This window comes from Streptomyces coelicoflavus (assembly GCF_003112555.1).
Lineage (GTDB): Bacteria > Actinomycetota > Actinomycetes > Streptomycetales > Streptomycetaceae > Streptomyces > Streptomyces coelicoflavus.
The window spans coordinates 272,717-294,897 of sequence record NZ_BEWB01000008.1 but is presented as its reverse complement, the minus strand read 5'-3'; the positions used below and the strand labels follow the sequence as shown (position 1 = coordinate 294,897).

General features: G+C 71.9%; 15 protein-coding genes and 1 pseudogene. 8 read left to right on the top strand and 8 right to left on the bottom strand.

Annotated elements, in window-relative coordinates:
- Positions 1 to 10: 10 nt before the first annotated feature.
- Positions 11 to 829, bottom strand: coding sequence for a helix-turn-helix domain-containing protein (locus tag Sco07f_RS21025; RefSeq protein WP_108988769.1), 819 nt, complete (start codon positions 827 to 829; stop codon positions 11 to 13).
- 125 nt (positions 830 to 954) lie between these two features.
- Here Sco07f_RS21025 and Sco07f_RS21020 point away from each other — a divergent pair, with 125 nt between their 5' ends.
- The 3 genes from Sco07f_RS21020 (at position 955) to Sco07f_RS21010 (ending at position 3,978) form a co-directional block, all read left to right on the top strand.
- Positions 955 to 1,260, top strand: coding sequence for a 4a-hydroxytetrahydrobiopterin dehydratase (locus tag Sco07f_RS21020; protein WP_007388966.1), 306 nt, complete (start codon positions 955 to 957; stop codon positions 1,258 to 1,260).
- Positions 1,261 to 1,264: 4 nt separating this feature from the next.
- Complete coding sequence (locus Sco07f_RS21015; protein WP_108988768.1) at positions 1,265 to 2,005, top strand: class I SAM-dependent methyltransferase; 741 nt, start codon at positions 1,265 to 1,267, stop codon at positions 2,003 to 2,005.
- 77 nt (positions 2,006 to 2,082) lie between these two features.
- Complete coding sequence (locus Sco07f_RS21010; RefSeq protein WP_108988767.1) at positions 2,083 to 3,978, top strand: rhamnogalacturonan lyase; 1,896 nt, start codon at positions 2,083 to 2,085, stop codon at positions 3,976 to 3,978.
- 3 nt (positions 3,979 to 3,981) lie between these two features.
- On the opposite strand, the gene Sco07f_RS21005 is transcribed toward Sco07f_RS21010, so the two are convergent.
- The 3 genes from Sco07f_RS21005 to Sco07f_RS20995 form a co-directional block, all read right to left on the bottom strand.
- Entirely contained in the window at positions 3,982 to 4,227 is a 246-nt protein-coding gene (locus Sco07f_RS21005) for a hypothetical protein (protein ID WP_087788843.1), read from the bottom strand.
- A 199-nt stretch (positions 4,228 to 4,426) separates the two neighbouring features.
- Positions 4,427 to 7,096 (bottom strand): cellulose binding domain-containing protein, encoded by a 2,670-nt coding sequence (locus tag Sco07f_RS21000; protein ID WP_108988766.1) that lies wholly within the window; start codon positions 7,094 to 7,096, stop codon positions 4,427 to 4,429.
- Between the two features lie 252 nt (positions 7,097 to 7,348).
- Complete coding sequence (locus Sco07f_RS20995) at positions 7,349 to 10,270, bottom strand: glycoside hydrolase family 48 protein (protein ID WP_108988765.1); 2,922 nt, start codon at positions 10,268 to 10,270, stop codon at positions 7,349 to 7,351.
- 522 nt (positions 10,271 to 10,792) lie between these two features.
- Here Sco07f_RS20995 and Sco07f_RS20985 point away from each other — a divergent pair.
- The 3 genes and pseudogenes from Sco07f_RS20985 (at position 10,793) to Sco07f_RS20975 (ending at position 14,465) form a co-directional block, all read left to right on the top strand.
- Positions 10,793 to 12,532 carry a cellulose 1,4-beta-cellobiosidase gene (locus Sco07f_RS20985; RefSeq protein ID WP_087788839.1) on the top strand — a complete coding sequence of 580 codons (1,740 nt, stop codon included), beginning with the start codon at positions 10,793 to 10,795 and terminating at the stop codon, positions 12,530 to 12,532.
- Between the two features lie 161 nt (positions 12,533 to 12,693).
- Positions 12,694 to 13,605 (top strand): class I SAM-dependent methyltransferase, encoded by a 912-nt coding sequence (locus Sco07f_RS20980; protein WP_108988764.1) that lies wholly within the window; start codon positions 12,694 to 12,696, stop codon positions 13,603 to 13,605.
- An 84-nt stretch (positions 13,606 to 13,689) separates the two neighbouring features.
- Positions 13,690 to 14,465, top strand: a pseudogene (locus Sco07f_RS20975) (SDR family oxidoreductase).
- Positions 14,466 to 14,524: 59 nt separating this feature from the next.
- Here the strand turns inward: Sco07f_RS20975 and Sco07f_RS20970 are convergent.
- From Sco07f_RS20970 to Sco07f_RS20960, 3 genes are all read right to left on the bottom strand, one after another.
- Complete coding sequence (locus Sco07f_RS20970) at positions 14,525 to 15,358, bottom strand: aldo/keto reductase (protein WP_108988763.1); 834 nt, start codon at positions 15,356 to 15,358, stop codon at positions 14,525 to 14,527.
- A gap of 83 nt (positions 15,359 to 15,441) precedes the next feature.
- Positions 15,442 to 17,268 carry an AMP-dependent synthetase/ligase gene (locus Sco07f_RS20965; RefSeq protein ID WP_108988762.1) on the bottom strand — a complete coding sequence of 609 codons (1,827 nt, stop codon included), beginning with the start codon at positions 17,266 to 17,268 and terminating at the stop codon, positions 15,442 to 15,444.
- A 228-nt stretch (positions 17,269 to 17,496) separates the two neighbouring features.
- Positions 17,497 to 19,011 carry an MFS transporter gene (locus Sco07f_RS20960; protein ID WP_108988761.1) on the bottom strand — a complete coding sequence of 505 codons (1,515 nt, stop codon included), beginning with the start codon at positions 19,009 to 19,011 and terminating at the stop codon, positions 17,497 to 17,499.
- A 101-nt stretch (positions 19,012 to 19,112) separates the two neighbouring features.
- Here Sco07f_RS20960 and Sco07f_RS20955 point away from each other — a divergent pair, with 101 nt between their 5' ends.
- The gene (locus Sco07f_RS20955; protein WP_007388972.1) at positions 19,113 to 20,111 is read left to right on the top strand and encodes an Lrp/AsnC family transcriptional regulator; all 999 of its coding nucleotides are present in this window, start codon (positions 19,113 to 19,115) and stop codon (positions 20,109 to 20,111) included.
- On the opposite strand, the gene Sco07f_RS20950 is transcribed toward Sco07f_RS20955, so the two are convergent.
- Complete coding sequence (locus tag Sco07f_RS20950; RefSeq protein ID WP_007388971.1) at positions 20,090 to 20,971, bottom strand: LysR substrate-binding domain-containing protein; 882 nt, start codon at positions 20,969 to 20,971, stop codon at positions 20,090 to 20,092. The two genes, Sco07f_RS20955 and Sco07f_RS20950, sit on opposite strands and share 22 nt — an antisense overlap.
- Before the next feature lie 181 nt (positions 20,972 to 21,152).
- Between Sco07f_RS20950 and Sco07f_RS20945 the strand changes: the two genes are divergently transcribed.
- On the top strand, positions 21,153 to 22,163 hold the full coding sequence (locus Sco07f_RS20945) for a bile acid:sodium symporter family protein (RefSeq protein WP_174855397.1): 1,011 nt from the start codon (positions 21,153 to 21,155) through the stop codon (positions 22,161 to 22,163).
- Positions 22,164 to 22,181 lie beyond the last annotated feature (18 nt).

The following is a 22,181-nucleotide window of genomic DNA, read 5'->3' as shown; positions in this document are numbered from 1 at the left end:
CGAAGCGGCGTCAGGGAAGCAGCGTGTGAAGGTACTTGACCGTCGCCGGGTCGGCCGGGAGCAGCGTCTCGATGGCCAGCTCGGCGACGGTCACGTCCATCGGGGTGTTGAAGGTGGAGATGGACGAGATGAACGACAGGACGTGCCCCTCGTGCTCGATCTGCATCGGCAGCGCGAAGTACGGCACCGGCTCGGCCGGCTCCTCGCCCGGCGCCTTGTCCGGCACCGGATACGCCGCCACCTCCTCGTACAGCGCCCGCAGCGGCTCCGAGCGGTGCAGGGCGATCTGCCGCCCCATCTGCTCCAGCAGGTGCCCGCGCCACTCGCGCAGGTTGCGGATCCGCGGTGCCAGGCCCTCGGGGTGCAGCGTCAGCCGGATCGCGTTCAGCGGCGGGGCGAGCAGGTGCTCCGCGACACCGTCCATGAGCATCGTGATCCCCCGGTTGGCCGCCAGTACCCGGTACGTCCCGTCGACGACCAGCGCCGGATACGGCTCGTAGCCCCGGATCAGCCGCTCCATGCCCTCGCGCAGGGCGCCCAGCGCGGGGTCGTCCAACGGGGTCTCCGGGTAGCGCGGGGCGTAACCGGCCGCGAGCAGCAGCGCGTTGCGCTCGCGCACGGGGATGTCCAGGTGCTCGGCGAGGCGCAGCACCATCTCCTCGCTCGGCCGGGAACGGCCCGTCTCGACGAAGCTGATGTGCCGCGCGGAGGAGTCGGCGCGCAGCGCCAGCTCGAGCTGGCTGACCCGCCGCCGCTCCCGCCATGCCCGCAGCAGCGGGCCCACGCCCCGGTCGGCGGCGGGGGCGGTACCGGTCACGAGTGCGGTCATGCCCCGAACGGTAGCCGACGGTGGGCCGCGCCGGAGCGGCCCCGCTGTGGCAGGCTGAAACGGACCCGACCCCCCCCGGGAACCAGGACCCGGCCCCGAGCACCACCAGCGAAGGAGCGCCGTACATGCCCGTCGAACCGCTGTCGCCGCAGGAGATCGAGGAGCGGCTGGCCGAGCTGCCCGGCTGGTCCCTCGAGGACGGCCGCCTCACCCGCTCCTACCGGCTCGCCTCCCACTTCGCGGCGGCCGCGATGGTCGTCCATATCGCGCAGACGCAGGAGGAACTGGACCACCACTCCGACCTGACCCTCGGCTACAACACGGTCGCCCTCGCCGTACACACCCACAGCGCGGGCGGCGCCGTCACCGAGAAGGACGTCGAGCTCGCCCGCAAGGTGGAGGACCTGGCCGCCGGTCACGGGGCACACTGACGGTGTGCTCGACTACGACAAGGAAGCGGAGCGGTACGACGAGTCCCGCGGCGGCGAGCCCCGGGCCGCGGCGGCCGCGCGCGCCGTACTGAGCCTGGTGCCCCGGCAGGCCCGCCGCCTGCTCGACGTGGGGTGCGGCACCGGCATCGTCACCCGGCGGGTCGCCGCCGGACGCGACGGCCTCCGGGTGAGCGGGGTCGACCTCGTCCCCGCCATGGCCCGTCGCGCCGCCGCCCGGCTGCCCGGTGCCGTCGCGCTCGCCGACAGCCGCCGGCTCCCCTTCGCGGACGGGGAGTTCGACGCCGTCACCAGTGTGTGGCTGCTGCACCTCGCGGGCGGCGACGGGAACGCGCGGGCGATCGTCGGCGAGTGCGCCCGCGTGCTGCGGCCGGGCGGGGTGTACGTGACCACGGTGGACAAGGGCGCCTCCCACAACGTGGGCAGCGACATCGACGCCGTGCTCGCCGCCCGCCCGCCCAGCACCGCGCACGACGCCGCCCACCTGGTGGCGGCGTACGCCCGCGAGCACGGTCTGGTCTCCGCCGGCGGGGCCCGCTTCACCGGCCACGGCCAGGGCCGCAGCCCCCGCCGGACGGTCGCGGACCTGCGGCGCGGCTGGTTCGTCACGCTGCCGCCGGGCGAACCGCTCGCGGAGGAGTTCGCCACCCGCCTGGCCGCCCTGCCGGACCAGGACCGGCCCCGGGCCGACCCGGTCTTCACCCTCGCGGCGTTCACGAAACCCTAGGACGAGGGGCGGCAACCCGCCCGCCCCGGGCGGCGACTGAGAGGCGGAACCCGTCCGCCCCTCAGGAGGTCCGTCCCGTGAGGCACCCCCACACCCGCCCCCACGCCCCCCGCACCCACCGCAGACGCCCCCTCGCCGTGGCCGCCGCCCTCGCCGCCGCCGGGCTCCTCGGCGCCGGCCTGACCACGCTGGCCCCCGACACCGCCCACGCCGCCACCGCACGCCAGGTCGAGGCCCTCGACCGGGGCGTCGTCAGCGTCCACACCGGCGACGGCAACCTGGTCGGCTGGCGCTGGCTGGGCACCGACCCGGACAACGTCGCGTTCAACGTCTACCGGGCCGGTACGAAGGTCAACTCCAGCCCGGTCACCGGCTCCACCACCTACTTCCACGCCGGCGCCCCCTCGCACGCCGACTACACCGTCCGCGCGGTCGTGAACGGCACCGAGCAGGGCGACTCCGTCCACGCCATCCAGTTCCGCGCCGGCTACAAGGACGTACCGATCAGCCCGCCCTCCGGCGGCACCACCCCCGACGGCGTCTCCTACACCTACGAGGCCAACGATGCCTCCGTCGGCGACCTCGACGGCGACGGGGCCCTCGACCTCGTCCTCAAGTGGCAGCCGACCAACGCCAAGGACAACTCCCAGTCCGGCTACACCGGCAACACGATCGTCGACGGCATACGCCTCGACGGCACCCGCCTGTGGCGCGTCGACCTGGGCCGCAACATCCGCTCCGGCGCCCACTACACCCAGTTCCAGGTGTACGACTACGACGGCGACGGCCGGGCCGAGGTCGCCATGAAGACCGCCGACGGCACCAGGGACGGCGGCGGCGCGGTCATCGGCAGCTCTTCCGCCGACCACCGCAACTCCAGCGGCTACGTCCTGTCGGGCCCCGAGTACCTCACCATGTTCAACGGCCGGACCGGCAGGGCCATGGGCACCGTCGACTACGTCCCCGCCCGGGGCTCGGTCTCCTCCTGGGGCGACTCCTACGGCAACCGCGTCGACCGCTTCCTGGCCGGCACGGCCTACCTGGACGGCGTCCGCCCCTCCGTGATCATGGCGCGCGGCTACTACACGCGCACGGTGATCGCCGCCTGGGACTGGCGGGACGGCCGGTTCACCCGCCGCTGGACCTTCGACACCAACCCCTCCACCAACAGCGGCAGGGGCTACGACGGCCAGGGCAACCACCAGCTCTCCGTCGCGGACGTCGACGGCGACGGCCGGGACGAGATCGTCTACGGCGCGATGGCCGTCGACGACAACGGCTACGCCCTGTGGACCACCAGGAACGGCCACGGCGACGCCATGCACGTCGGCGACCTCGACCCGTCCCGTGCGGGCCTGGAGGAGTTCAAGGTCGACGAGGACGGCTCGAAGCCCTCGTCGTACATGGCGGACGCGCGCACGGGCCAGATCCTGTGGTCGACCGGCGCGAGCGGCGACAACGGGCGCGGTGTCTCCGGCGACATCTGGTCGGGCAGCGCGGGCGCCGAGTCCTGGTCGTCGGCGGAGAGCGGCATCCGCAACCCCAGGGGCACGGTGGTGAACGGCCGCAAGCCCTCCAGCGCCAACTTCCTGTCCTGGTGGGACGGCGACACCGTCCGCGAACTCCTGGACGGCACCCGCATCGACAAGTACGGCCCCTCCGGCGACACCCGCCTCCTCACCGGCTCCGGCGTCGCCTCCAACAACGGCACCAAGGCCACACCGGTCCTGGCCGGAGACATCCTCGGCGACTGGCGCGAGGAGGTCGTCTGGCGCACGTCGAACAACACGGCGCTGCGCATCTACTCCACCCCGTACGACACGGACACCCGCATCACCACCCTCCTCCACGACACCCAGTACCGCACCGCCCTGGCCTGGCAGAACACCGCCTACAACCAGCCCCCGCACCCGAGCTTCTTCCTGGGCAACGGCATGCCGACGGCTCCGCGCCCGTCGGTCTACACGCCCTGACCCTCACGCGGCCTCGTCCACCGGCGGGGGCTTCCCGCCGGTGACCACCGTCCTGACCCACCTCTGCGTCAGCCGCGTCCGGGAGGCGAGCACCTCCACCGGTACGCCCCGCCGGTACGCGGCGCGCAGAGCGGCGTCCCGGAAGCGCTGGAGCCTCCTCTTCGCGGCCTTGCCCGTGACCGTCCGGTCCAGCAGCACCGCCAGCCCGAGCAGCAGCCGCCCTGCCGGACCCTCCCACCTTCGCGCCATGCGACGCCCCCTGTCCTCGCCGACTCCCACTGACACAACGGTCGAAGAAGCGCAGCAACGCCACAAGGGCGCGAAACGGGCGCACTGGTGCCCCCGTCCCCGCCCCCGAGCAAGAACCGCACGGCGATCGTCGCCGTGGCCGCCGCCGTGGCGGCCACGGCCGTCGCGGCAGCCGTCACGGCGAACTCAACCGGCTCCCTCACACAGCGGTCGTGCACGTGTGGCCGGCGGCGGTGAACCGTTGCGGCTCCGCGTTGGTCCCCGACCAGCTTCCCGTGAAGCCGAAGGTCACCGAGGCGCCGGGTGCCACGCCGGCGTTCCAGGCGACGTTCTTCGCCGTCACCGTGGCGCCGGTGCGGGTGTGTTCGGCGTTCCACATCCGGGTCACCCTCTGGTCGCCGGGGAACGACCAGTCGAGGGACCAGCCGTTCCAGGCCGACGTGCCGGTGTTGGTGAGCCGGACGTCCGCCTGGAAGCCGCCCGACCACTGGTTGGTGACCGTGTACTCCACCTCGCAGGCTCCGGTGGGCGTCGGGTCGGGGCCCGGCCCCGGATCGGTGCCGTCCCCTCCTCCTGCCGTGTCGCCGTAGATGACCCCCCGGCCGTTGGTCGCCACGTACACCCGGCCGTAGACCCGCGGGTCGCCGGTGATGGCGGCGCCGGTCCAGCCCCACTGGTGGGCGTCGTCGTTGACGCGGGTCCAGGTCGATCCCGCGTCGGTGGAGCGGAAGATGCCGCGGACGCCGCCGATCTCCGCGCTGGTGAAGAGGGTCTGGTAGGTGGCGTCCGGGGCAGCCTTGCCGAAGCCGACGGTGTCCGCCGCGTCGACCCCCGGCAGCTTGGTGAAGGTCCTGCCGCCGTCCGTCGAGTGCCACAGTCCGTAGGGACCGTCCGCCGCCCCGCCGGCCAGCCAGACGTCGCCCTCCCCGCCCGGCAGCGCCTTGAAGCGGACGCTGTCACCGGCGGGCAGCCCGGTCGCCGCCGAGGCGGTGAAGGTCGCGCCGCCGTCCGTACTGACGTAGAACTTTCCGAACTTGAAGCCGTAGAAGGTCGCCGGGTCCACCCGGTCGGACTCGACGACCGCGCCCGCCGGGATGCCCGACGACGCCTGCCAGGACGTGCCGAAGCCCGTCGTGTACTGCACGCCCGTGCCCTCCGGGCTCCACACGAAGCGGCTGCCGTCCGCGCCCGCCGCGACCGTGCCGCCGCCGCTGACCCCGGACGGGTCGGTGCCGCCGAACCAGTTGGCGCCGTTGTCCGTGGAGAAGGCGACGTGCGGGCCCGAGTCGAGGTTGCCCGCCCGGACGACGACGTCCGGCTTCTTCTCCGCGAAGTCCAGGCTCGTCGTGGAGGTGAAGTTCGGCGAGGTGTACATCATCGACGGGACCTCGGTCAGGCTCGTGTGCCGGAAGCCGCCGATGTCACCCAGGGCGCTGAGCAGCGGAGCGCCGGACGGGGGCGAGGCCAGGTCGTTGACCGCCGTCTCCTCCAGGCCGCGCACCATGGGCTCGATGGCGAACGTGCCGCCCTCGTCGTCCCAGTTCGTCAGGTTCTCCGTGCCGTAGATCGTGGCGCCCGTGCCGTACATCATCCGGTCCGAGTCGAACGGGTCGATCTCCAGCGCCTCCGTCATCCAGCCCAGCTTCGGCGTCTGCTCGGGCGGCGCCGGGTTCGCGCCCCAGGTGAGCCACGGGGACGACGACACGTCCATCGTGTAGCGGTTCTCGCGGTCCGGGTACGAGGTGTAGTTCCACGCCTGGGACCACGTGGCTCCGCTGTCCGTCGAGCGGAAGATCTGCGTGTCCGGCCACCACGAGCTGTACGCGGTCGCCATCACCGTGCCCGGACGCTGCCGGTCGACGGTCAGGCCGCTGAAGCCGTAGTACGTGTCCGCCTCCGCGGCCGGGCTGATGTCCGTCCAGGTGCCCGTCGCCGTCGCGTACCGGTACAACCGCCCCTTGCCGCCGTCGTACGGGCCGCCCGTGTCGCTGTAGGCCAGGTAGAGGTAGCCGTTCTCCGCGTCCAGCACGCCCTTGTGGGCCAGGTAGCCCGTGGGCTGGCCGGCCAGCCGCTCCCAGGTCGTGCCCGCGTCCGTCGAGCGGTAGACCGCGTTCTCCTTGTCGGCGACCCCCACGTACACCGTCTTCGTGGCCGTACCCGCACGGCCCGTCGACTCGTCGAAGGTGACCCAGGTGATGCCCTGGTTGTCGGAGGCGTAGCCGGTCGTGTCGCTCGGGTCCTGCGCGTAGTTGCCCGGGTTGGGGAAGGCCGTCACCTCGGACCAGGTGGCGCCCGCGTCGGTGGACCGCCACAGGCCGTGGCCGCTGGGTGCGCCCAGGTACAGCACGTCGTTGTCGTGCGGGTCGACGGCCAGGCGCTCACCCATGCCGCGGCCAGGCATGTTGCCGCCCAGCTTGAACGGCAGGTCCGTCTTCTCCCAGCTCGCGCCCCGGTCGGCCGAGCGCAGCACCGCGCCGTTGGCCGGGTCCCAGTCGTTGGTGTACGTGCCGACCGCCGCGTACACCCGGTCGGGGTCGACGGAGTCGGAGGCGACGCTGACCACGCCCGTGTGGCCCCAGTCGTCCCAGCCGACGTGGTCGAGGAGCGGCGTCCAGGTGTGGGACGACTCCTGCCAGCGGTAGGCGCCGCCGATGTCGGTGCGGGCGTAGGCCAGGTCCTTCTCGGTCCGGTTGAAGACGATGCCGGGCACGAAGCCGCCGCCGTCGATGCGGGCGTTCTTCCAGGTGTAGCTGTCGGCGGCGACGGCCGCCCGCGGCGCCGGCCCGGCGGCCAGTGCCGTGGGCGGACTGCCCGCCAGCAGGCCGGCCGCGAGGGCCAGCAGAACGGTGAGGATCCGGGTTCTTCGCACGGTGGGGAACCGTCCTTCCGTCAGGAACAGAACACATGCGAGGACCGGGCGGCCCAGGCGTGGGCAGGGGCCGCCCGGTCGGTTGGTCCCGTCGTCCGGTGACGAGACCGAGTACACGGAGCCGTCAAGCGCCCCGAGGAAGGAAGCGGTGCTCACCACGCCCCTGCAAGGGGCGCGGGGAACTGCGCGACCAGCCACACACGGCCGGCAGCCGAAAACGAACCGCCCGACCCGCGGAGCGCTTCGCGGGGGCTATTCCAGTAGCTCCGCGTACGAACCCATGGCGAGGGCTATGTCCGCCTGGGCCCAGAACCGGTGGTACGTGAACGTGGGCGCGGCACCGCCCTGGAGGTAGCTCTCGATCTTCGACCAGGCCGGGTCGTCCTGGTAGAAGGAACGGATCGAGGCGAAGGTCGACGACTCGTCGATCGTGTCGCCGTTCGGCATGGTGCCGCTCCAGCCGCTCGGGACGTAGATCCCGTCGTCGAAGCGGTTGTAGTCGGCGCGGGTCTCCGGAACGGCGATGCCGAGCGCGTCCTGGTTGTTCTCCCACATGCCGTCGAGCAGCGCCTTGGCGGTCGAGGCCGCCTCGGTGTCGCCCGAGCGGTCGGCGTAGTAAGTCAGGGTCTTGGCGTACGCCGCCGCCACACCGACGTCGTTGGTGTAGTCCGCGACCGTGACGTGCAGGTCGCCGTTGTCACCCGGGGACGAGGCGTTCCAGGTGTCGGGCTGTCCCGACCACTGGAGCGTCGACGGCATCAGGAAGGTGCCGTCCGGGTTCACCGTGGTCTCCGACAGGGCCCAGTCGACCCACTTGTCCAGGACCGCCTTGGCGTCGGCGTCACCGCTCTGCTGGTAGTACTCGGCGACCCGCTCCATGGACCACGCCTGGAAGCCGAACCACTGGTTGGACGGCGGGTCGTGGTACACCGGCTTCTCGTCGTAGAACATGCCGTAGAAGGTCGGCGTACCGGCCGGCGGCGTCGCGTACCGGCCCGCCCAGCTGTTGGTCGCGCCGCCCGCGATGGCACCCTCGTCGGACTGGAGCCAGCGGTAGAACTCCACCTGCCGGTCCAGGGACTTGGCCCAGTCGGACTGGCCGGTCGCCGACTTCGGCTTGAGGTCGGGGTCGGTGCTCAGCGCGTACGCGGCCAGCGGGTTCTGGTAGCCGCCGTGGGTGTGGCTGGAGCCGATGCGCCAGGCCCAGCCCGCCGAGGTGTCCACCGCGCCGCCCCAGGCGTAGTACCAGGACAGCAGGTACATCGAGGAGTCCTTGCCGGTGCCCGCCGGGCAGGCCGACGGCCCGACGCAGTCGCCGACCTTCTTGAAGTACTTGTCGAACATGGCGTAGCGCAGGTAGTCGCCCATCTTCGCGGCCTTGTCCAGGGTCGCGGAGATCTCGTCGCTCTTGCCCTGCTCCCCGGCCCAGATGTCCGCCCAGTACGCGGCCTGCACGGCGCGCGCGTCGGCGTCCGGGGCGTTGGTGAACTTCCACTGCTTGGCGTAGGAGGCGTCACCGGTGAACAGGTCCAGGTAGCCGTTCTTTCCGCCGTACTTGAAGGCGTCGCAGGTCGGCTGCGGCACCGTCTCCCACACCGATTCCTGCGCGCCGCGCTGGAAGGTGTTGATGTAGGACGGGCCGGTGTCGGAGGGACCCGCCTCGCAGTTGCCGGGCGAGTTGCCGTAGCCGTAGGTGTTGTCGACGTCCTGGAGCCAGTGCATGCCGTAGACGTCGTCCGTGCCGTACGCCGACTTCAGCTCACCGGCGATCGGGTCCGACCCCACCGACACGGTGCCGTCCAGCGGCGCCGGGTACTCGTTCGGCGTGTCCAGCTCGGGCGCGTAGGTGGCCGGCTTGGAGGCGTTGTAGGAGGAGTTCGTCGGCTGGTCGGCGTGGGTGGGGATCATGTACGTCTCCATGATCTCCCAGGCGTTGTTGAACTTCGCCCAGTCGCCGGTCACCTTGCCGTACATGGCCTGGAGCCACAGCAGATAGCTGTACGCCTCCGACGTGGTCTCGTGGCCGTGGTCGGGCGCCTCGACGATCAGCGTCTCGACCGAGTGGTACGGGATGCCCTCCGGCGAGAAGTAGCCGTTCGCCGGGTCGGTGATCTTGCCGTACAGCTCGAGGAATCGGGCGTCGTAGTCCTTCGCCGCCGCCAGCTGGGTCACGGTGACCGCGGCCTTGCCGTGGCCGGGGGCCGTCGACTCGAAGACCGCCGAGCCGCTGCCGGAGGCGTCCGCCGAGACGGTCACCTCCTGGGCGGTGTCCCAGTTCGACGGCGTGAAGGTGAGGCTCGCGCCACCGGCCAGGGTCAGGCCCGTGTTGCCGCTCGCGCGGGCGGTCGTGACGGTCACGTCCGCCGTCGGCTGCTCCGAGAGCTTGACCTCGTAGGTGCCCGACTCGCCCTGCTGGACGCCCAGTTGACCCGGAGAAGCGACCACGGTCGGTCCCGCGGCCACCGTGACGCCGACCGGCGTCGAGTTCGCGGAGGCGCCCGTGCTGTCGTACGCCTTCGCGACCAGGGAATGACTGCCCACGGTCAAGCCAGAGGCGGAGTGCGTGTAGGGCGAACTGGTGTCGGTGCCCAGCAGGGTGGTGTCGTCGTAGAACTCCACCTTGCTGATGGTGGCGCCGTCGGCCGCGGCCGCCGTGGCCGCCAGCGGCACCGCCTCGCCCTGTGAGTACACCGCGCCCGCCTCCGGGCTGGTCAGCACGGTGATCGGCGGCTGGTGCGCACCCGTGCAGGTGGTGCCGTTGACCGCGAAGTCCGCCGGGGCGGCGTTGCTGCCGCTGTACGTGAACTGTCCGCCGGTGGAGACGGCGGCCCCGGCGGCGATCCGCGCGTTGTACGGCGCGTTCTTCACGGTGACGTTCTTGCCGGACTGCGACCAGGTGCCGTTCCAGCCGTTGGACAGCTTCTGGTCGCCGGCGTAGGAGTACGTCAGCGTCCAGCCGTCGATGGCGTCGGAGCCCCGGTTGGTCAGCGTCAGCTCGGCGGTGAAACCGGAGCCCCAGTCGTTGGTCTTGTAGTCCACGCTGCACTGAAGTGCGGCCGCCTGGGCGGGAGTCGAACCTGTGCCCAGCATCGTGAGGGGAAGTGCGAGGGCCGCCAGAGCGGCGGTCCACCATCGCCGCGCGGTGCGGCGTCTGGGTCTGTGTCCGGAGTGCATGGTGCTGGTTCCTCCTTGCGGCTCGGGGAGGGGGAGTGGGGGAGGAGCAACAAGCCTTGAACCAGTGGGAGCGCTCCCATAGTGGGGAGAGCGCCTTGTGCGGTCAAGATGTGTGGAGAGTCGAAAAGATTCGACGGGTCCGACCGGCAGAAAGTCGGTAACTCCTCTGTTCTTTGCCGTCACTTGGCGCTACCTTCGCTGCACCAGTGGGAGCGGTTCCACCAGTCGACGCGTCCGTCACGACGCGCCCGAACTGCAAGGAGTCGCTCATGCGCCACCCCCCGCTCCACCCTCCGCGTTCAGGACTTTTAGCCGTTGCCGCAGCCGTGGCCGCTACATGTCCGACGCCTTGCCGGCCCGTGTGCCGGATCGCTCACCCCGCGGCCGGTTCCGCCGTGCCCGCGGGCCGTTCCTGACCTCCCATCACGACGGCACCCCCATGCCGATCGGCAGCGGGCCGCGCCGAGGGACGCGCGGCCCCGGACGACAGCAGCACCCCCACGAAAGAAGGAACCCGCACTCATGACCCGTACCAGAACCGCGATGCTCGCCGCCCTGACCCTGGTCGCCGGCGCCTCCGGCACGGCACTGGCCGCACACTCCGCGAGCGCCGGAGCCGCGGCCGCCGCCTGCACCGTCGACTACCAGGTGCAGAACGACTGGGGGAGCGGATTCACCGCTGCCGTGACCGTCACCAACAACGGTGCCGCCACGTCCAGCTGGTCGCTGGGATGGACGTACGCCGGCAGCCAGAAGGTCACCAACAGCTGGAACGCGAAGGTCAGTCAGAGCGGCGCCGCCGTCACCGCGGCCAACGAGTCGTACAACGGAACGCTCTCCACCGGCGGCTCTGCGAGCTTCGGCTTCCAGGGCACCTACAGCGGCAGCAACGCGATCCCGGCCACCTTCACCCTCAACGGGGTGACCTGCAACGTCGACGGCGGGACCGACCCGACGGACCCGCCCACCGATCCGACCGACCCGCCGACCGACCCCACCGGCCCCGGCGACCGGGTGGACAACCCCTACGACGGCGCCCAGGTCTACGTGAACCCCGAGTGGTCGGCCAACGCCGCCGCCGAGCCCGGCGGCGACCGCATCGCCGACGAGCCGACCGGGGTGTGGCTCGACCGGATCGCCGCCATCGAGGGCGCCAACGGCGGCATGGGCCTGCGCGACCACCTGGACGCCGCGCTGGAGCAGAAGGGCTCCGGCGAGATGGTGGTCCAGCTGGTCATCTACAACCTGCCGGGACGCGACTGCTCCGCCCTCGCCTCCAACGGCGAACTGGGCCCGACCGAGATCGACCGGTACAAGACCGAGTACATCGACCCGATCGCCGAGATCCTCGCCGACTCGAAGTACGCGGACCTCCGGATCGTCACCACGGTCGAGATCGACTCGCTGCCCAACCTGATCACCAACGTCACCGGGCGGCCGACCGTCACGGAGAACTGCGACGTGATGAAGGCCAACGGCAACTACCAGAAGGGCGTCGGCTACGCCCTGAACAAGCTCGGCGACGCCGGCAACGTCTACAACTACGTCGACGCCGGCCACCACGGCTGGCTCGGCTGGGACAGCAACTTCGGCCCCTCCGCCGAGATGTTCAAGACCGCCGCCACCACCGAGGGGGCGACCCTCGACGACGTGCACGGCTTCATCGTCAACACCGCCAACTACAGCGCCCTGAAGGAGGAGAACTTCAAGATCACGGACTCGGTGAACGGGACCTCCGTGCGCCAGTCCGACTGGGTCGACTGGAACCAGTACACCGACGAGCTGTCCTACGCCCAGGCCATGCGCGACAAGCTGGTCTCGCTCGGCTTCGACAGCAACCTCGGCATGCTGATCGACACCTCCCGCAACGGCTGGGGCGGCGCCGACCGGCCCACCGGACCGGGCGCGACGACCGACGTGAACACCTACGTGGACGGCGGACGCTACGACCGCCGCATCCACCCCGGCAACTGGTGCAACCAGTCCGGAGCCGGCCTCGGTGAACGCCCGCAGGCCAGCCCCGCCGACGGGATCGACGCGTACGTGTGGATGAAGCCCCCGGGCGAGTCCGACGGCTCCAGCAAGCTGATCGAGAACCCGGACGGCAAGGGCTTCGACCGGATGTGCGACCCCACCTACACGGGCAACCCGCGCAACGGCAACAGCATGTCGGGTGCCCTGCCCGACGCCCCGATCTCCGGGGCCTGGTTCTCCGCGCAGTTCCAGGAGCTCATGAAGAACGCCTACCCGCCCCTGTCGTGAGCGGGTTCCCGCGCCTGACGCGCGGGTGAGCCGTCGGGGCCCGGTCCTTGCGCGCCGGGCCCCGGCGGGCTTCGCGGCTTTTTTGCGGGAGCGGCAACAACGGTTGCCCCCGGCGGCGAGTCGTCGCACCCTGACGGCACCGCGAACGGGAGGCTGCCAGCATGGCGCACGACCACCACGACCACCACAACGACCACGAGCACGGCGACCACCACGCCCCGCACGACCACGGCGACATCGACTGGGCCGAGATGGCCCCGCACCTCGAGGCGCAGGCCGAGCTGTACACGCCGCTGTACCGGCAGGCCATGGCCTGGCTGGCCCGGGAGGTGACCGATCCCGGCCTGGTCGTCGACGTCGGAAGCGGACCCGGCGTCGTCTCCTGCCTGTTCGCCGAGACCTTCCCGGGCGCCCGAGTCGTCGCCGCCGACGGGGCCGCCCCGCTCCTCGAACGGGCCCATGCCCGTGCCGAGCGGCTCGGGTTCGGCGACCGCTTCGGCACCCTCGCCGGGGACCTGCCCGCCGCACTGGCCGACCTGGACTACCCCGCCGACCTGATGTGGGCCAGTCAGAGCCTGCACCACCTCCCCGACCAGCGCGCCGCCCTCGCCGCCCTCGGCGGTCACCTCGCCCCCGGTGGCACCCTGGCGATCCTGGAGGGCGGACTGCCGGCCCGGTTCCTGCCCCGCGACATCGGCTTCGGACGCCCCGGCCTCCAGGCCAGGATCCGCGCCGTGGAGGAGGACGCGTTCGCCGAGATGCGCGCGGACCTGCCGGACTCCGTGGCCGAGACCGAGGACTGGCCCGCGATGCTGACCACCGCCGGCCTGAAGCACACCGGCACCCGCAGCTTCCTGCTCGACCTGCCCGCACCCGTCTCCGAGGCGGCCCGCGACTACGTCACCACGTCACTGTCCCGGCTGCGCGAGCGCATCGGCGAGCGGCTCGACGCCGACGACCTCGCCACCCTGGACCGGCTGCTCGACCCCGCGGACGAGGCGGGCGTGCACCGCCGCCAGGACCTGTTCGTGCTGGTGGCGCACACCGTGTACACGGCGGTGCGGCCGGTCTGAGTCCGGCCCTTGACTTCGAGAGCGCTCCAAGTGATGGACTCCCCGCTGTCCGTGAGAGACGCAGGAACGGAAGCAGGGGGAACCATGACCGACACACCGGTCACGCTGATCACCGGTGGCGATGGGGGTCCCCCCGGCTCGAGCGAAGCCGAGAGCTGGGGGAGGCATCGGAGCCGCTGTCGCCCGGCGGCTGCTGGACGCCGGGCAGCGGGTGGCCGTCACGGGACGCGGGGAGGCGAGACTGCGGGCGTTCGCCGAGGAACTCGGCGACCCGGCGAACCTGCTGACGATCCGGGGCAGCGCCGCCGAGCACGCCCAGGTGGCCGACGCCGTCGAGACCACGCTGAAGGAGTTCGGCCGCCTCGACACGGTCGTCGCCAACGCCGGCTTCGCCACCCACGACTCGGTCGCCGAGGGCGACCCGGCGGGCTGGTCCGAGATGGTGCTGACCAACGTGCTCGGTCCGGCCCTGCTGATCAGGGCCTCCATCGACGCGCTCAAGGAGACCCGCGGGCGGATCGTGCTGGTGGGCAGCGTCGCGGGCTTCGTGAACACGCCGGGCAACATCTACGGCGCCACCATGGGGGCACCGCCCGCTCGAGCGCAGCCGAGAGTGGGGGAGGGCGGTGACCGGGCTCGCCGAGAACACCCGGCGCGAGGTGACGCAGTGGGGCGTGGGCGTGACCCTGATCGCGCCCGGCCGCGTGGAGACCCCCTTCTGGGACGGCACCGGCGGCCTGCCGCCCGGCGAGCTGCTCACCGCCGGCCAGATCGCCGACTCGGTCGTCTGGGCCATGACCCAGCCCGCCGGGGTCGACGTCAACACCGTGGTCGTACGGCCGCTGGGACAGCCCAACTGAACAGAGGGAAGGGGCCCGGCGGCACGTGCCGCCGGGCCCCTTCCCTCTGCGCGTACCGCTCAGGAGTTGACGTTTGCCGGGTCCGGGCCCAGCCGGCGGTCCTCGTTCAGCGCGCTGATCGCCGCGAGGTCCTCGGTGTCCAGGGCGAAACCGAACACGTCGATGTTCTCCTTGATCCGGGACGGCGTCACCGACTTCGGGATCACCACGTTGCCCAGCTGGAGGTGCCAGCGCAGCACGACCTGCGCCGGGGTGCGCCCGTGCTTCTGGGCGATGGCGACGATCGCGGGGATGTCCAGGATGCCCTTGCCGGAGCCGAGCGGGGACCAGGCCTCGGTGGCGATGCCCTGCTCAGCGTGCAGCTCGCGGGCGGCGTGCTGCTGGAGGTGGGGGTGCAGCTCGATCTGGTTGACGGCCGGGATCACCGAGGTCTCGGCGGTCAGCCGCTCCAGGTGCTCCGGCAGGAAGTTGGACACGCCGACGGCGCGGACCCGCCCGTCGGCGAGCAGCTTCTCGAGCGCCTTGTAGGTGTCGACGTACATGTCCCTGGCCGGCGTGGGCCAGTGGATCAGGTAGAGGTCGAGGTACTCCAGGCCGAGCTTCGCCAGCGAGGTGTCGAAGGCGCGGAGCGTGGAGTCGTACCCCTGGTCGCTGTTCCAGAGCTTGGTGGTGACGAAGAGATCCTCGCGGGCCAGACCGGAGGCGGCGACCGCCCGGCCGGTGCCCTCTTCATTGCCGTAGATCGCCGCTGTGTCGATGCTGCGGTACCCGGCCTCCAGCGCCTGGGCGACGGCCGTCTCGGCCTCGTCGTCCGGCACCTGCCAGACGCCGAAGCCCAGCTGGGGCATCTCGACGCCGTTGTTCAGGATGATCGGGGGGACCTTGCTGCTCACGAGCTCTTGATCCTTCGGTTGTGGTCAGGTGGTACTCATATCGTCAACGATCACGAGCCCCCGCGCATTCCTGACCGTGGAACTCACGCTCGGTACAGTGCCTCGACCTCGGTGCCGTAGGCGTTCTCGATGGCCTTGCGTTTCAGCTTGAGGGAGGGCGTCAGCAGCCCGTGCTCCTCGGTGAAGGGCTGGGCGAGGATGCGGAAGGTGCGGATCGACTCGGCCTGCGACACCAGCGTGTTGGCGGCGACCACCGCGCGCCGCACCTCCGTCTCCAGGTCGGCGTCGTGCACCAGGTCGGCCGGGGCCATCTGCGGCTTGTTGCGCATCGTCAGCCAGTGCTCGACCGCCTCCTGGTCGAGGGTGATGAGGGCGGCGACGTAGGGGCGGTCGTTGCCGACGACGATGCACTGGTTGACCAGGGGGTGGTCGCGCACCCGTTCCTCCAGCAGACCGGGGGAGACGCTCTTGCCGCCGGAGGTCACCAGGATCTCCTTCTTGCGGCCGGTGATGGTGAGGTAGCCGTCCTCGTCCAGGGAGCCCAGGTCACCGGTGGCCAGCAAGCCGTCGTGCAGGGTCTCGTCGGTGGCCTTCGGGTTGTTCAGGTAGCCCTCGAAGACGTTGTGGCCGTTCAGCCAGATCTCGCCGTCGTCCGCGATGTGCACGGTGACGCCCGGTACCGGCTGCCCGACGGTGCCGTAGCGGGTGCGCTCGGGCGGGTTGGCGGTGGCGGCCGCCGTGGACTCGGTCAGCCCGTAGCCCTCGTAGATCTGGACGCCCGCGCCCGCGAAGAACAGCCCGAGCCGCCGGTCCATCGCCGAGCCGCCCGACATGGCATTGCGGATCCGCCCGCCCATCGCGGCCCGCACCTTGGAGTAGACGACCTTGTCGAAGAACTGGTGCTGCATCCGCAGCCCCGCCGAGGGGCCCGGCCCGGTGCCCCAGGCCTTCGCCTCCACCGCCTCCGCGTACTTCACGGCCACGTCGACGGCCTTCTCGAACGGACCGGCCTTCCCCTCCTTCTCGGCCTTGCGCCGCGCGGCGTTGAACACCTTCTCGAAGATGTAGGGCACCGCCAGGATGAAGGTCGGCCGGAAGGCCGCCAGGTCGGGCAGCAGGGCCGCGGCGTTGAGCTGCGGCTGGTGGCCGAAGCGGACCCGGCCGCGGATCGCCGCGATCTCCACCATCCGCCCGAAGACGTGCGCGAGCGGCAGGAACAGCAGGGTCGCCGCCTCGTCGCCCCGCTTGGAGTGGAACACCGGCTCCCAGCGCTCGATGACGGTGTCCGCCTCGTACATGAAGTTGCCGTGGGTCAGGACGCAGCCCTTGGGGCGGCCGGTGGTGCCCGAGGTGTAGATGACGGTGGCGACCGACTCCGGCGTGACCGCCTTGCGGTGCCGGTGCACCACCTCGTCGTCGAGGTGCGCGCCCGCGTCGTACAGCTCCTGCACGGCTCCGGAGTCCAGCTGCCACAGACCGCGCAGGTGCGGCAGCCGGTCGATGACCGTGGCGATCGTCATGGCGTGGTCCTCGTGCTCCACGACCGCCGCCGTCACCTCGGCGTCGTACAGCATCCACATGCACTGCTCGGCCGAGGAGGTCGGGTAGACGGGCACCACCTGGGCGCCGATCGTCCACAGGGCGAAGTCGAACAGGGTCCACTCGTAGCGGGTGCGGGACATGATGGCGACCCGGTCGCCGAAGCGGATGCCCTGGGCGAGGAGCCCCTTGGCGAGGGCCAGCACCTCGTCGCGGAAGGCGCCGGCGGTGACGTCCCGCCACTGCCCGGCGTCGTCCTTGCGGCCGAGCGCGATGTGCCGGGGATCCTCCTGGGCATACTCGAAGACGACGTCGGCCAGACCGCCCACGGGTGGGGCCAACGTCACCGGAGGACTGGTGAACTCGCGCAAACCCCGCTCCCCGCTTTTCGATCCCCGCTTTTCGATGACGCCCCCCGCACAGCGCGGTGAAAGCTACCCCACCCGGCGCGAGGACGGGAGGGGCGTCAAAATCGAACAGGGCTCAAGTTCGCGCTGGTTAGCGAGAGGAAATGCGCTCACATGGGGAGTGGTCGGACAGATTCCTGACGGTTGGGCAAGTTTCGGTGCCCTAATCTCCACCGAATCTGTACGACCCGCTTACCGCCGGTACGGAGCTGCCGGAGCGGCCTCTTCCTCCTTCAGCGCGGGCGGCGCGGAATCCGTCACACCGGAGTCCCGGGCGCCCCGGTCGGCCCGCACCAGCACGAGCACCAGCACCCCGGCGACCGCCGCGACCGCGCCGGCCGCCACCGCCGCCGCGTTCAGCCCGGAGGCGAACGCGGCTCGCAGCGCGTGCTCGCCGAACACCCCCCGCAGGGCCCCCGCCGCGCCGCCCGCGAGACCGTGCGCCGCGTCGTGCGGCAGCGTGTCCGCCATCCGCGAGGTCAGCACCGTGCCGAACACGGCGATGCCGAGCGCGTACCCGAGCTGCCGGAAGGTGTTGACCGCGCCCCCGGCCATACCGGCCCGCTCCGCCGGGACCGCCGCCAGCGCCGCGCCCGCGATGCCGGGCGAGACCAGACCGGTCCCGACGCCCACCAGGAGCAGCCCCGGCACCAGGGCCGACGCACTGGAACCCGCGTCCAGGAAGGCCATGCAGAACTGGCCCGCCGCGATCAGCAGCAGCCCGCCCCCGATGGTCAGCCGCGCCGGCACCCCGTGCAGCAGCCGCCCGCCGGCCGCGGCCACCACGAACGACGCCAGCGACAGCCACACGAAGACCAGGCCGCCCCGCACCGGGCTCATCCCCAGCAGCGTCTGAAGCCATATGGAGGTGTACGCCATCACGCCGAACGCCGCCGCGTTGAAGGCCAGGCCGCCCAGCATCACGCCCGAGAACGCGGGCCGCAGGAACAGCCGCGGGTCGAGCAGCGGATCGGCGACCCGGCGCTCCACGGCGACGAACGCACCCAGCGCCGCCACCGCGAGCACGAAGGAGGCGAGCGTGCCGCCCTCCGCCCAGCCGTGCGACCCGGCCCGCACCGCCCCGTACGTCAGCGCCCCGGCGAACGCCGCGAAGGTCGCCGTACCCGCCCAGTCCACGCGGCGCCCGGCCGCCCCGCGCGACTCCGGAACCACGCGCAGCGTCAGCCAGACCGCCGCCACGCTCACCGGCAGGTTCACCCAGAAGATCCACCGCCAGCCCGGACCGTCGGTGAGCAGCCCGCCCAGCACCGGGCCGACGGCCGCCGCCGCGCCGCTGACCGCACCCCACACCCCGAGCGCCATCGACCGCCGGCGCCCCTGGTAGACCGAGCCGAGCAGCGGCAGCGTGGTGGCGAACATCGCCGCCGCGCCCACGCCCTGGAGCCCACGCGCGGCGACCAGCATCCCCGGCCCGCTCGCCAGCCCGCACAGTAGCGACGCCACCGCGAACAGCCCCACGCCCGCCACGTGCACCCGGCGCCGGCCCAGGACGTCGGCCGCCGCGCCGAGACCCAGCAGCAGCGCGGCCAGCGCCAGCGCGTACCCGTCCATCACCCACTGCAGATCGCTCAGCGACGCGTGCAGCCCCCTGGCCATGTCCGGCAGCGCGACGACCGCGATCGTCACGTCGAGGAGCAGCATGAACGTCCCCAGGCACACCGCCGTGAGCGGCCCCCATGTACGCATGTTCCGTCTTCTTCCTGTGTGCTACGAGTGTCTGTGCCTCCGTACGATGACCCGGTGCCGACCGAACGACCCCGTTGCCGGCGCACAGGTGACGGAACCCGATGGGAGAGACCGCGTTGCGGATGGAATCCGACACCTTCGACGAACTCGACCTGCGCGTCCTGGACGCGCTGGAGGTGAACGGCCGCGCCTCCTTCAGCCGCATCGGTGCCGTACTCGGCGTCTCCGACCAGACCGTCGCCCGCCGCTACCGCAGGCTCTGCGCCGAGGGCGGACTGCGGGTGGTCGGCGTCCGGGACCCCGCGGCGCTCGCCCAGGACCACTGGACGCTGCGGCTGCGCTGCGTCCCCGACAGCGCGCTCGCCATCGCGGACGCCCTCGCCAAACGGCCCGACACCAACTGGATCGGACTGGCCGCGGGCGGCACCGAGGTCATCTTCGGCACCCGGCCGCGCAGCCCGGGCGACCGGGACGACCTGCTCCTCGGCAAGCTGCCGCGCACCCCGCGGGTCCTCGAGATCCACGCCCACCAGATCCTGCACCGCTTCTACGGCGGACCCAGCGGCTGGCTCCGCAAGTTCGGTGTGCTCGGCGACGACCAGGTCGCGGCGCTGCGGCCGGAGACCGGCCCGCGACCGGCCGGCCCGGCCCGCATCGACCCCGAGGACGAGCCGCTGCTCGACGTCCTGGAACGCGACGGGCGCGCCGGGTATCCCGAACTCCAACGCGCCACCGGCCGCTCCGAGTCCGCGGTCAAACGCCGCCTGGCCGCGCTGCTCGCCTCCGGCGCCGTGTACATCGACGTGGAGTACCACTCGGAGATCCTCGGATATCCGACCGCCGCCGTGCTGTGGCTCACCACCAGCCCGGCCGCGCTCCACCGCGTCGGCGAGGCGCTCGCCGCACACGACGAGATCGCCCACGCCGCCGCCACCGCGGGCCCGTCCAACATCGTCGCCACCGCGGTCGTGCGCAGCACCGCCGACCTCTACGCCTACCTCAGCGGTCCGCTCGGCCGTCTGGAGGGCGTCCGGCACGTGGAGGCGTCGCCTTTCCTGCGCCGGGTCAAGCAGCTCACCTATCCGAGGCCCGCCCGCTGAGGTCGGTGCAGCCGGTCGCCGCCCGCCAGGACCGCCGCCGCCAGCGCGTCCGCGGCACCCTGCGCGGAGGGGCGGCGCCGGCCGTGCACCAGCACGAAGTCGACGCCGCCCAGCTCGGGCAGTCCGGCCCGGTCCGGCACCCGCACGAGACCGGGCGGGACGAGGCCGCGCGAGTGCGCCATCACGCCCAGGCCCGCCCGGGCGGCCGCGATCAGCCCGTTCAGGCTGCCGCTGGTGCACGCGACGCGCCACTCGCGGCCCTCCCGCTGCAAGGCGTCCAGGGCGAGGGCGCGGGTGATGCCCGGCGGCGGGTAGACGATGAGCGGCACCGGGCGGTCCGGGTCCAGGCGCAGCCGCTGCGCGCCGATCCACACCAGCCGGTCGCTCCAGACGGGCTCGCCCCGAGGGTCCTCGGGGCGCCGCTTGGCGAGCACCAGGTCCAGCTTCCCGGCCGCCAGCTGCTCGTGCAGCGTCCCCGACAGCTCCACCGTCAGCTCCAGGTCCACCTCCGGGTGCTCGTGCCGGAAGCCCTCCAGGATCTCCGGCAGCCGGGTCAGCACGAAGTCCTCGGACGCCCCGAACCGCAGCCGCCCGCGCAGCCGGGTGCCCGTGAAGAACGCCGTCGCCTGCTCGTGCAGCTCCAGGATCCGGCGCGCGAACCCGAGCATCGCCTCCCCGTCCTCCGTCAGTTCCACGGAGTGCGTGTCCCGGCTGAACAGCTGCCGTCCGGTGGCGTCCTCGAGCCGACGTACGTGCTGGCTCACCGTCGACTGGCGCAGCCCGAGCCGCCGGGCGGCCTGCGTGAAGCTCAGCGTCTGGGCCACCGACAGGAACGTACGCAGGTGGGAGGGGTCGTACATGCCGTCAGTCTAGAGGCGGTCATCGGTGATCGTGATGACAGTCAGAGCGGTATGCCGGATTCCCGATCGCCGGATGGGGGAGCACGATGGAGCGGGGACCCGTGACCCCACCCGAACGAGCGAGAACGAGTAAGCAGCGAGCAAGTGGAGCACCGTGAAACGCCTGCGTTGGCCGAGTTGGATGCCGATCGACCCGTACATCCTGCTGCTGCTCGGCACGGTGGGCCTCGCGGCGCTACTGCCGGCCCGCGGCACGGGCGCGGACGTCGCCTCCGGTGCCTCCACCGGCGCCGTCGCGTTCCTCTTCTTCCTCTACGGCGCCCGGCTGTCCACCCGTGAGGCGATGGACGGCGTACGGCACTGGCGGCTCCACGTCACCGTGCTGGCCTGCACCTTCGTCGTCTTCCCGCTGCTGGGACTCGCCTCGCGCGGCCTGGTCCCGGTGTTCCTGACCGACCCCCTCTACCAGGGCCTGCTCTTCCTCACCCTGGTCCCGTCGACCATCCAGTCCTCGATCGCGTTCACCTCCATCGCCCGCGGCAACGTGCCCGCCGCCATCTGCGCCGGGTCCTTCTCCTCGCTGGTCGGCATCGTCGTCACACCGTTGCTGGCCGCGGCCCTCCTGGGCGGCGGCGGGGGCGGGTTCTCCGCCGACTCGGTGGTGAAGATCGTGCTGCAACTCCTTGTGCCGTTCCTGGCCGGGCAGCTGCTGCGCCGGTGGATCGGGGGCTTCGTCGCCCGGCACAAGAAGGTGCTCGGGCTCGTCGACCGGGGCTCGATCCTCCTGGTCGTCTACACGGCGTTCAGCGAGGGCATGGTCCAGGGCATCTGGCACCAGGTGAGCCCGGCGCGCCTCGCCGGGCTGCTGGCCGTCGAGGCGGTGCTGCTGGCCGTGATGCTGGGGCTGACCTGGTACGGGGCGAAGGGTCTCGGCTTCGGGCGCCAGGACCGCATCGCGATCCAGTTCGCCGGGTCCAAGAAGTCGCTCGCCGCCGGGCTGCCCATGGCGAGCGTCCTGTTCGGCGCCCAGGCCTCGCTGGCGGTACTGCCGCTGATGGTCTTCCACCAGATGCAGCTGATGGTCTGCGCGGTGATCGCCAAGCGGCGGTCGCACGACCCGGAAGCGGTCTCCCCCGAGGAGCCGGCCGCCCCGGCGCGCACCGCGGTCGGCACCGGCAGCCGTTCCGCCTGAAACGTCCGCACCCGCGCC

What these genes read in the sequence shown, in the direction of transcription:
- Sco07f_RS21025 (WP_108988769.1), bottom strand. Translation starts at nt 829, where the DNA reads ATGACCGCACTCGTGACCGGTACCGCCCCCGCCGCCGACCGGGGCGTG.
- Sco07f_RS21020 (WP_007388966.1), top strand. Translation starts at nt 955, where the DNA reads ATGCCCGTCGAACCGCTGTCGCCGCAGGAGATCGAGGAGCGGCTGGCC.
- Sco07f_RS21005 (WP_087788843.1), bottom strand. Translation starts at nt 4,227, where the DNA reads ATGGCGCGAAGGTGGGAGGGTCCGGCAGGGCGGCTGCTGCTCGGGCTG.
- Sco07f_RS20995 (WP_108988765.1), bottom strand. Translation starts at nt 10,270, where the DNA reads ATGCACTCCGGACACAGACCCAGACGCCGCACCGCGCGGCGATGGTGG.
- Sco07f_RS20985 (WP_087788839.1), top strand. Translation starts at nt 10,793, where the DNA reads ATGACCCGTACCAGAACCGCGATGCTCGCCGCCCTGACCCTGGTCGCC.
- Sco07f_RS20980 (WP_108988764.1), top strand. Translation starts at nt 12,694, where the DNA reads ATGGCGCACGACCACCACGACCACCACAACGACCACGAGCACGGCGAC.
- Sco07f_RS20960 (WP_108988761.1), bottom strand. Translation starts at nt 19,011, where the DNA reads ATGCGTACATGGGGGCCGCTCACGGCGGTGTGCCTGGGGACGTTCATG.
- Sco07f_RS20955 (WP_007388972.1), top strand. Translation starts at nt 19,113, where the DNA reads ATGGGAGAGACCGCGTTGCGGATGGAATCCGACACCTTCGACGAACTC.
- Sco07f_RS20950 (WP_007388971.1), bottom strand. Translation starts at nt 20,971, where the DNA reads ATGTACGACCCCTCCCACCTGCGTACGTTCCTGTCGGTGGCCCAGACG.
- Sco07f_RS20945 (WP_174855397.1), top strand. Translation starts at nt 21,153, where the DNA reads ATGCCGATCGACCCGTACATCCTGCTGCTGCTCGGCACGGTGGGCCTC.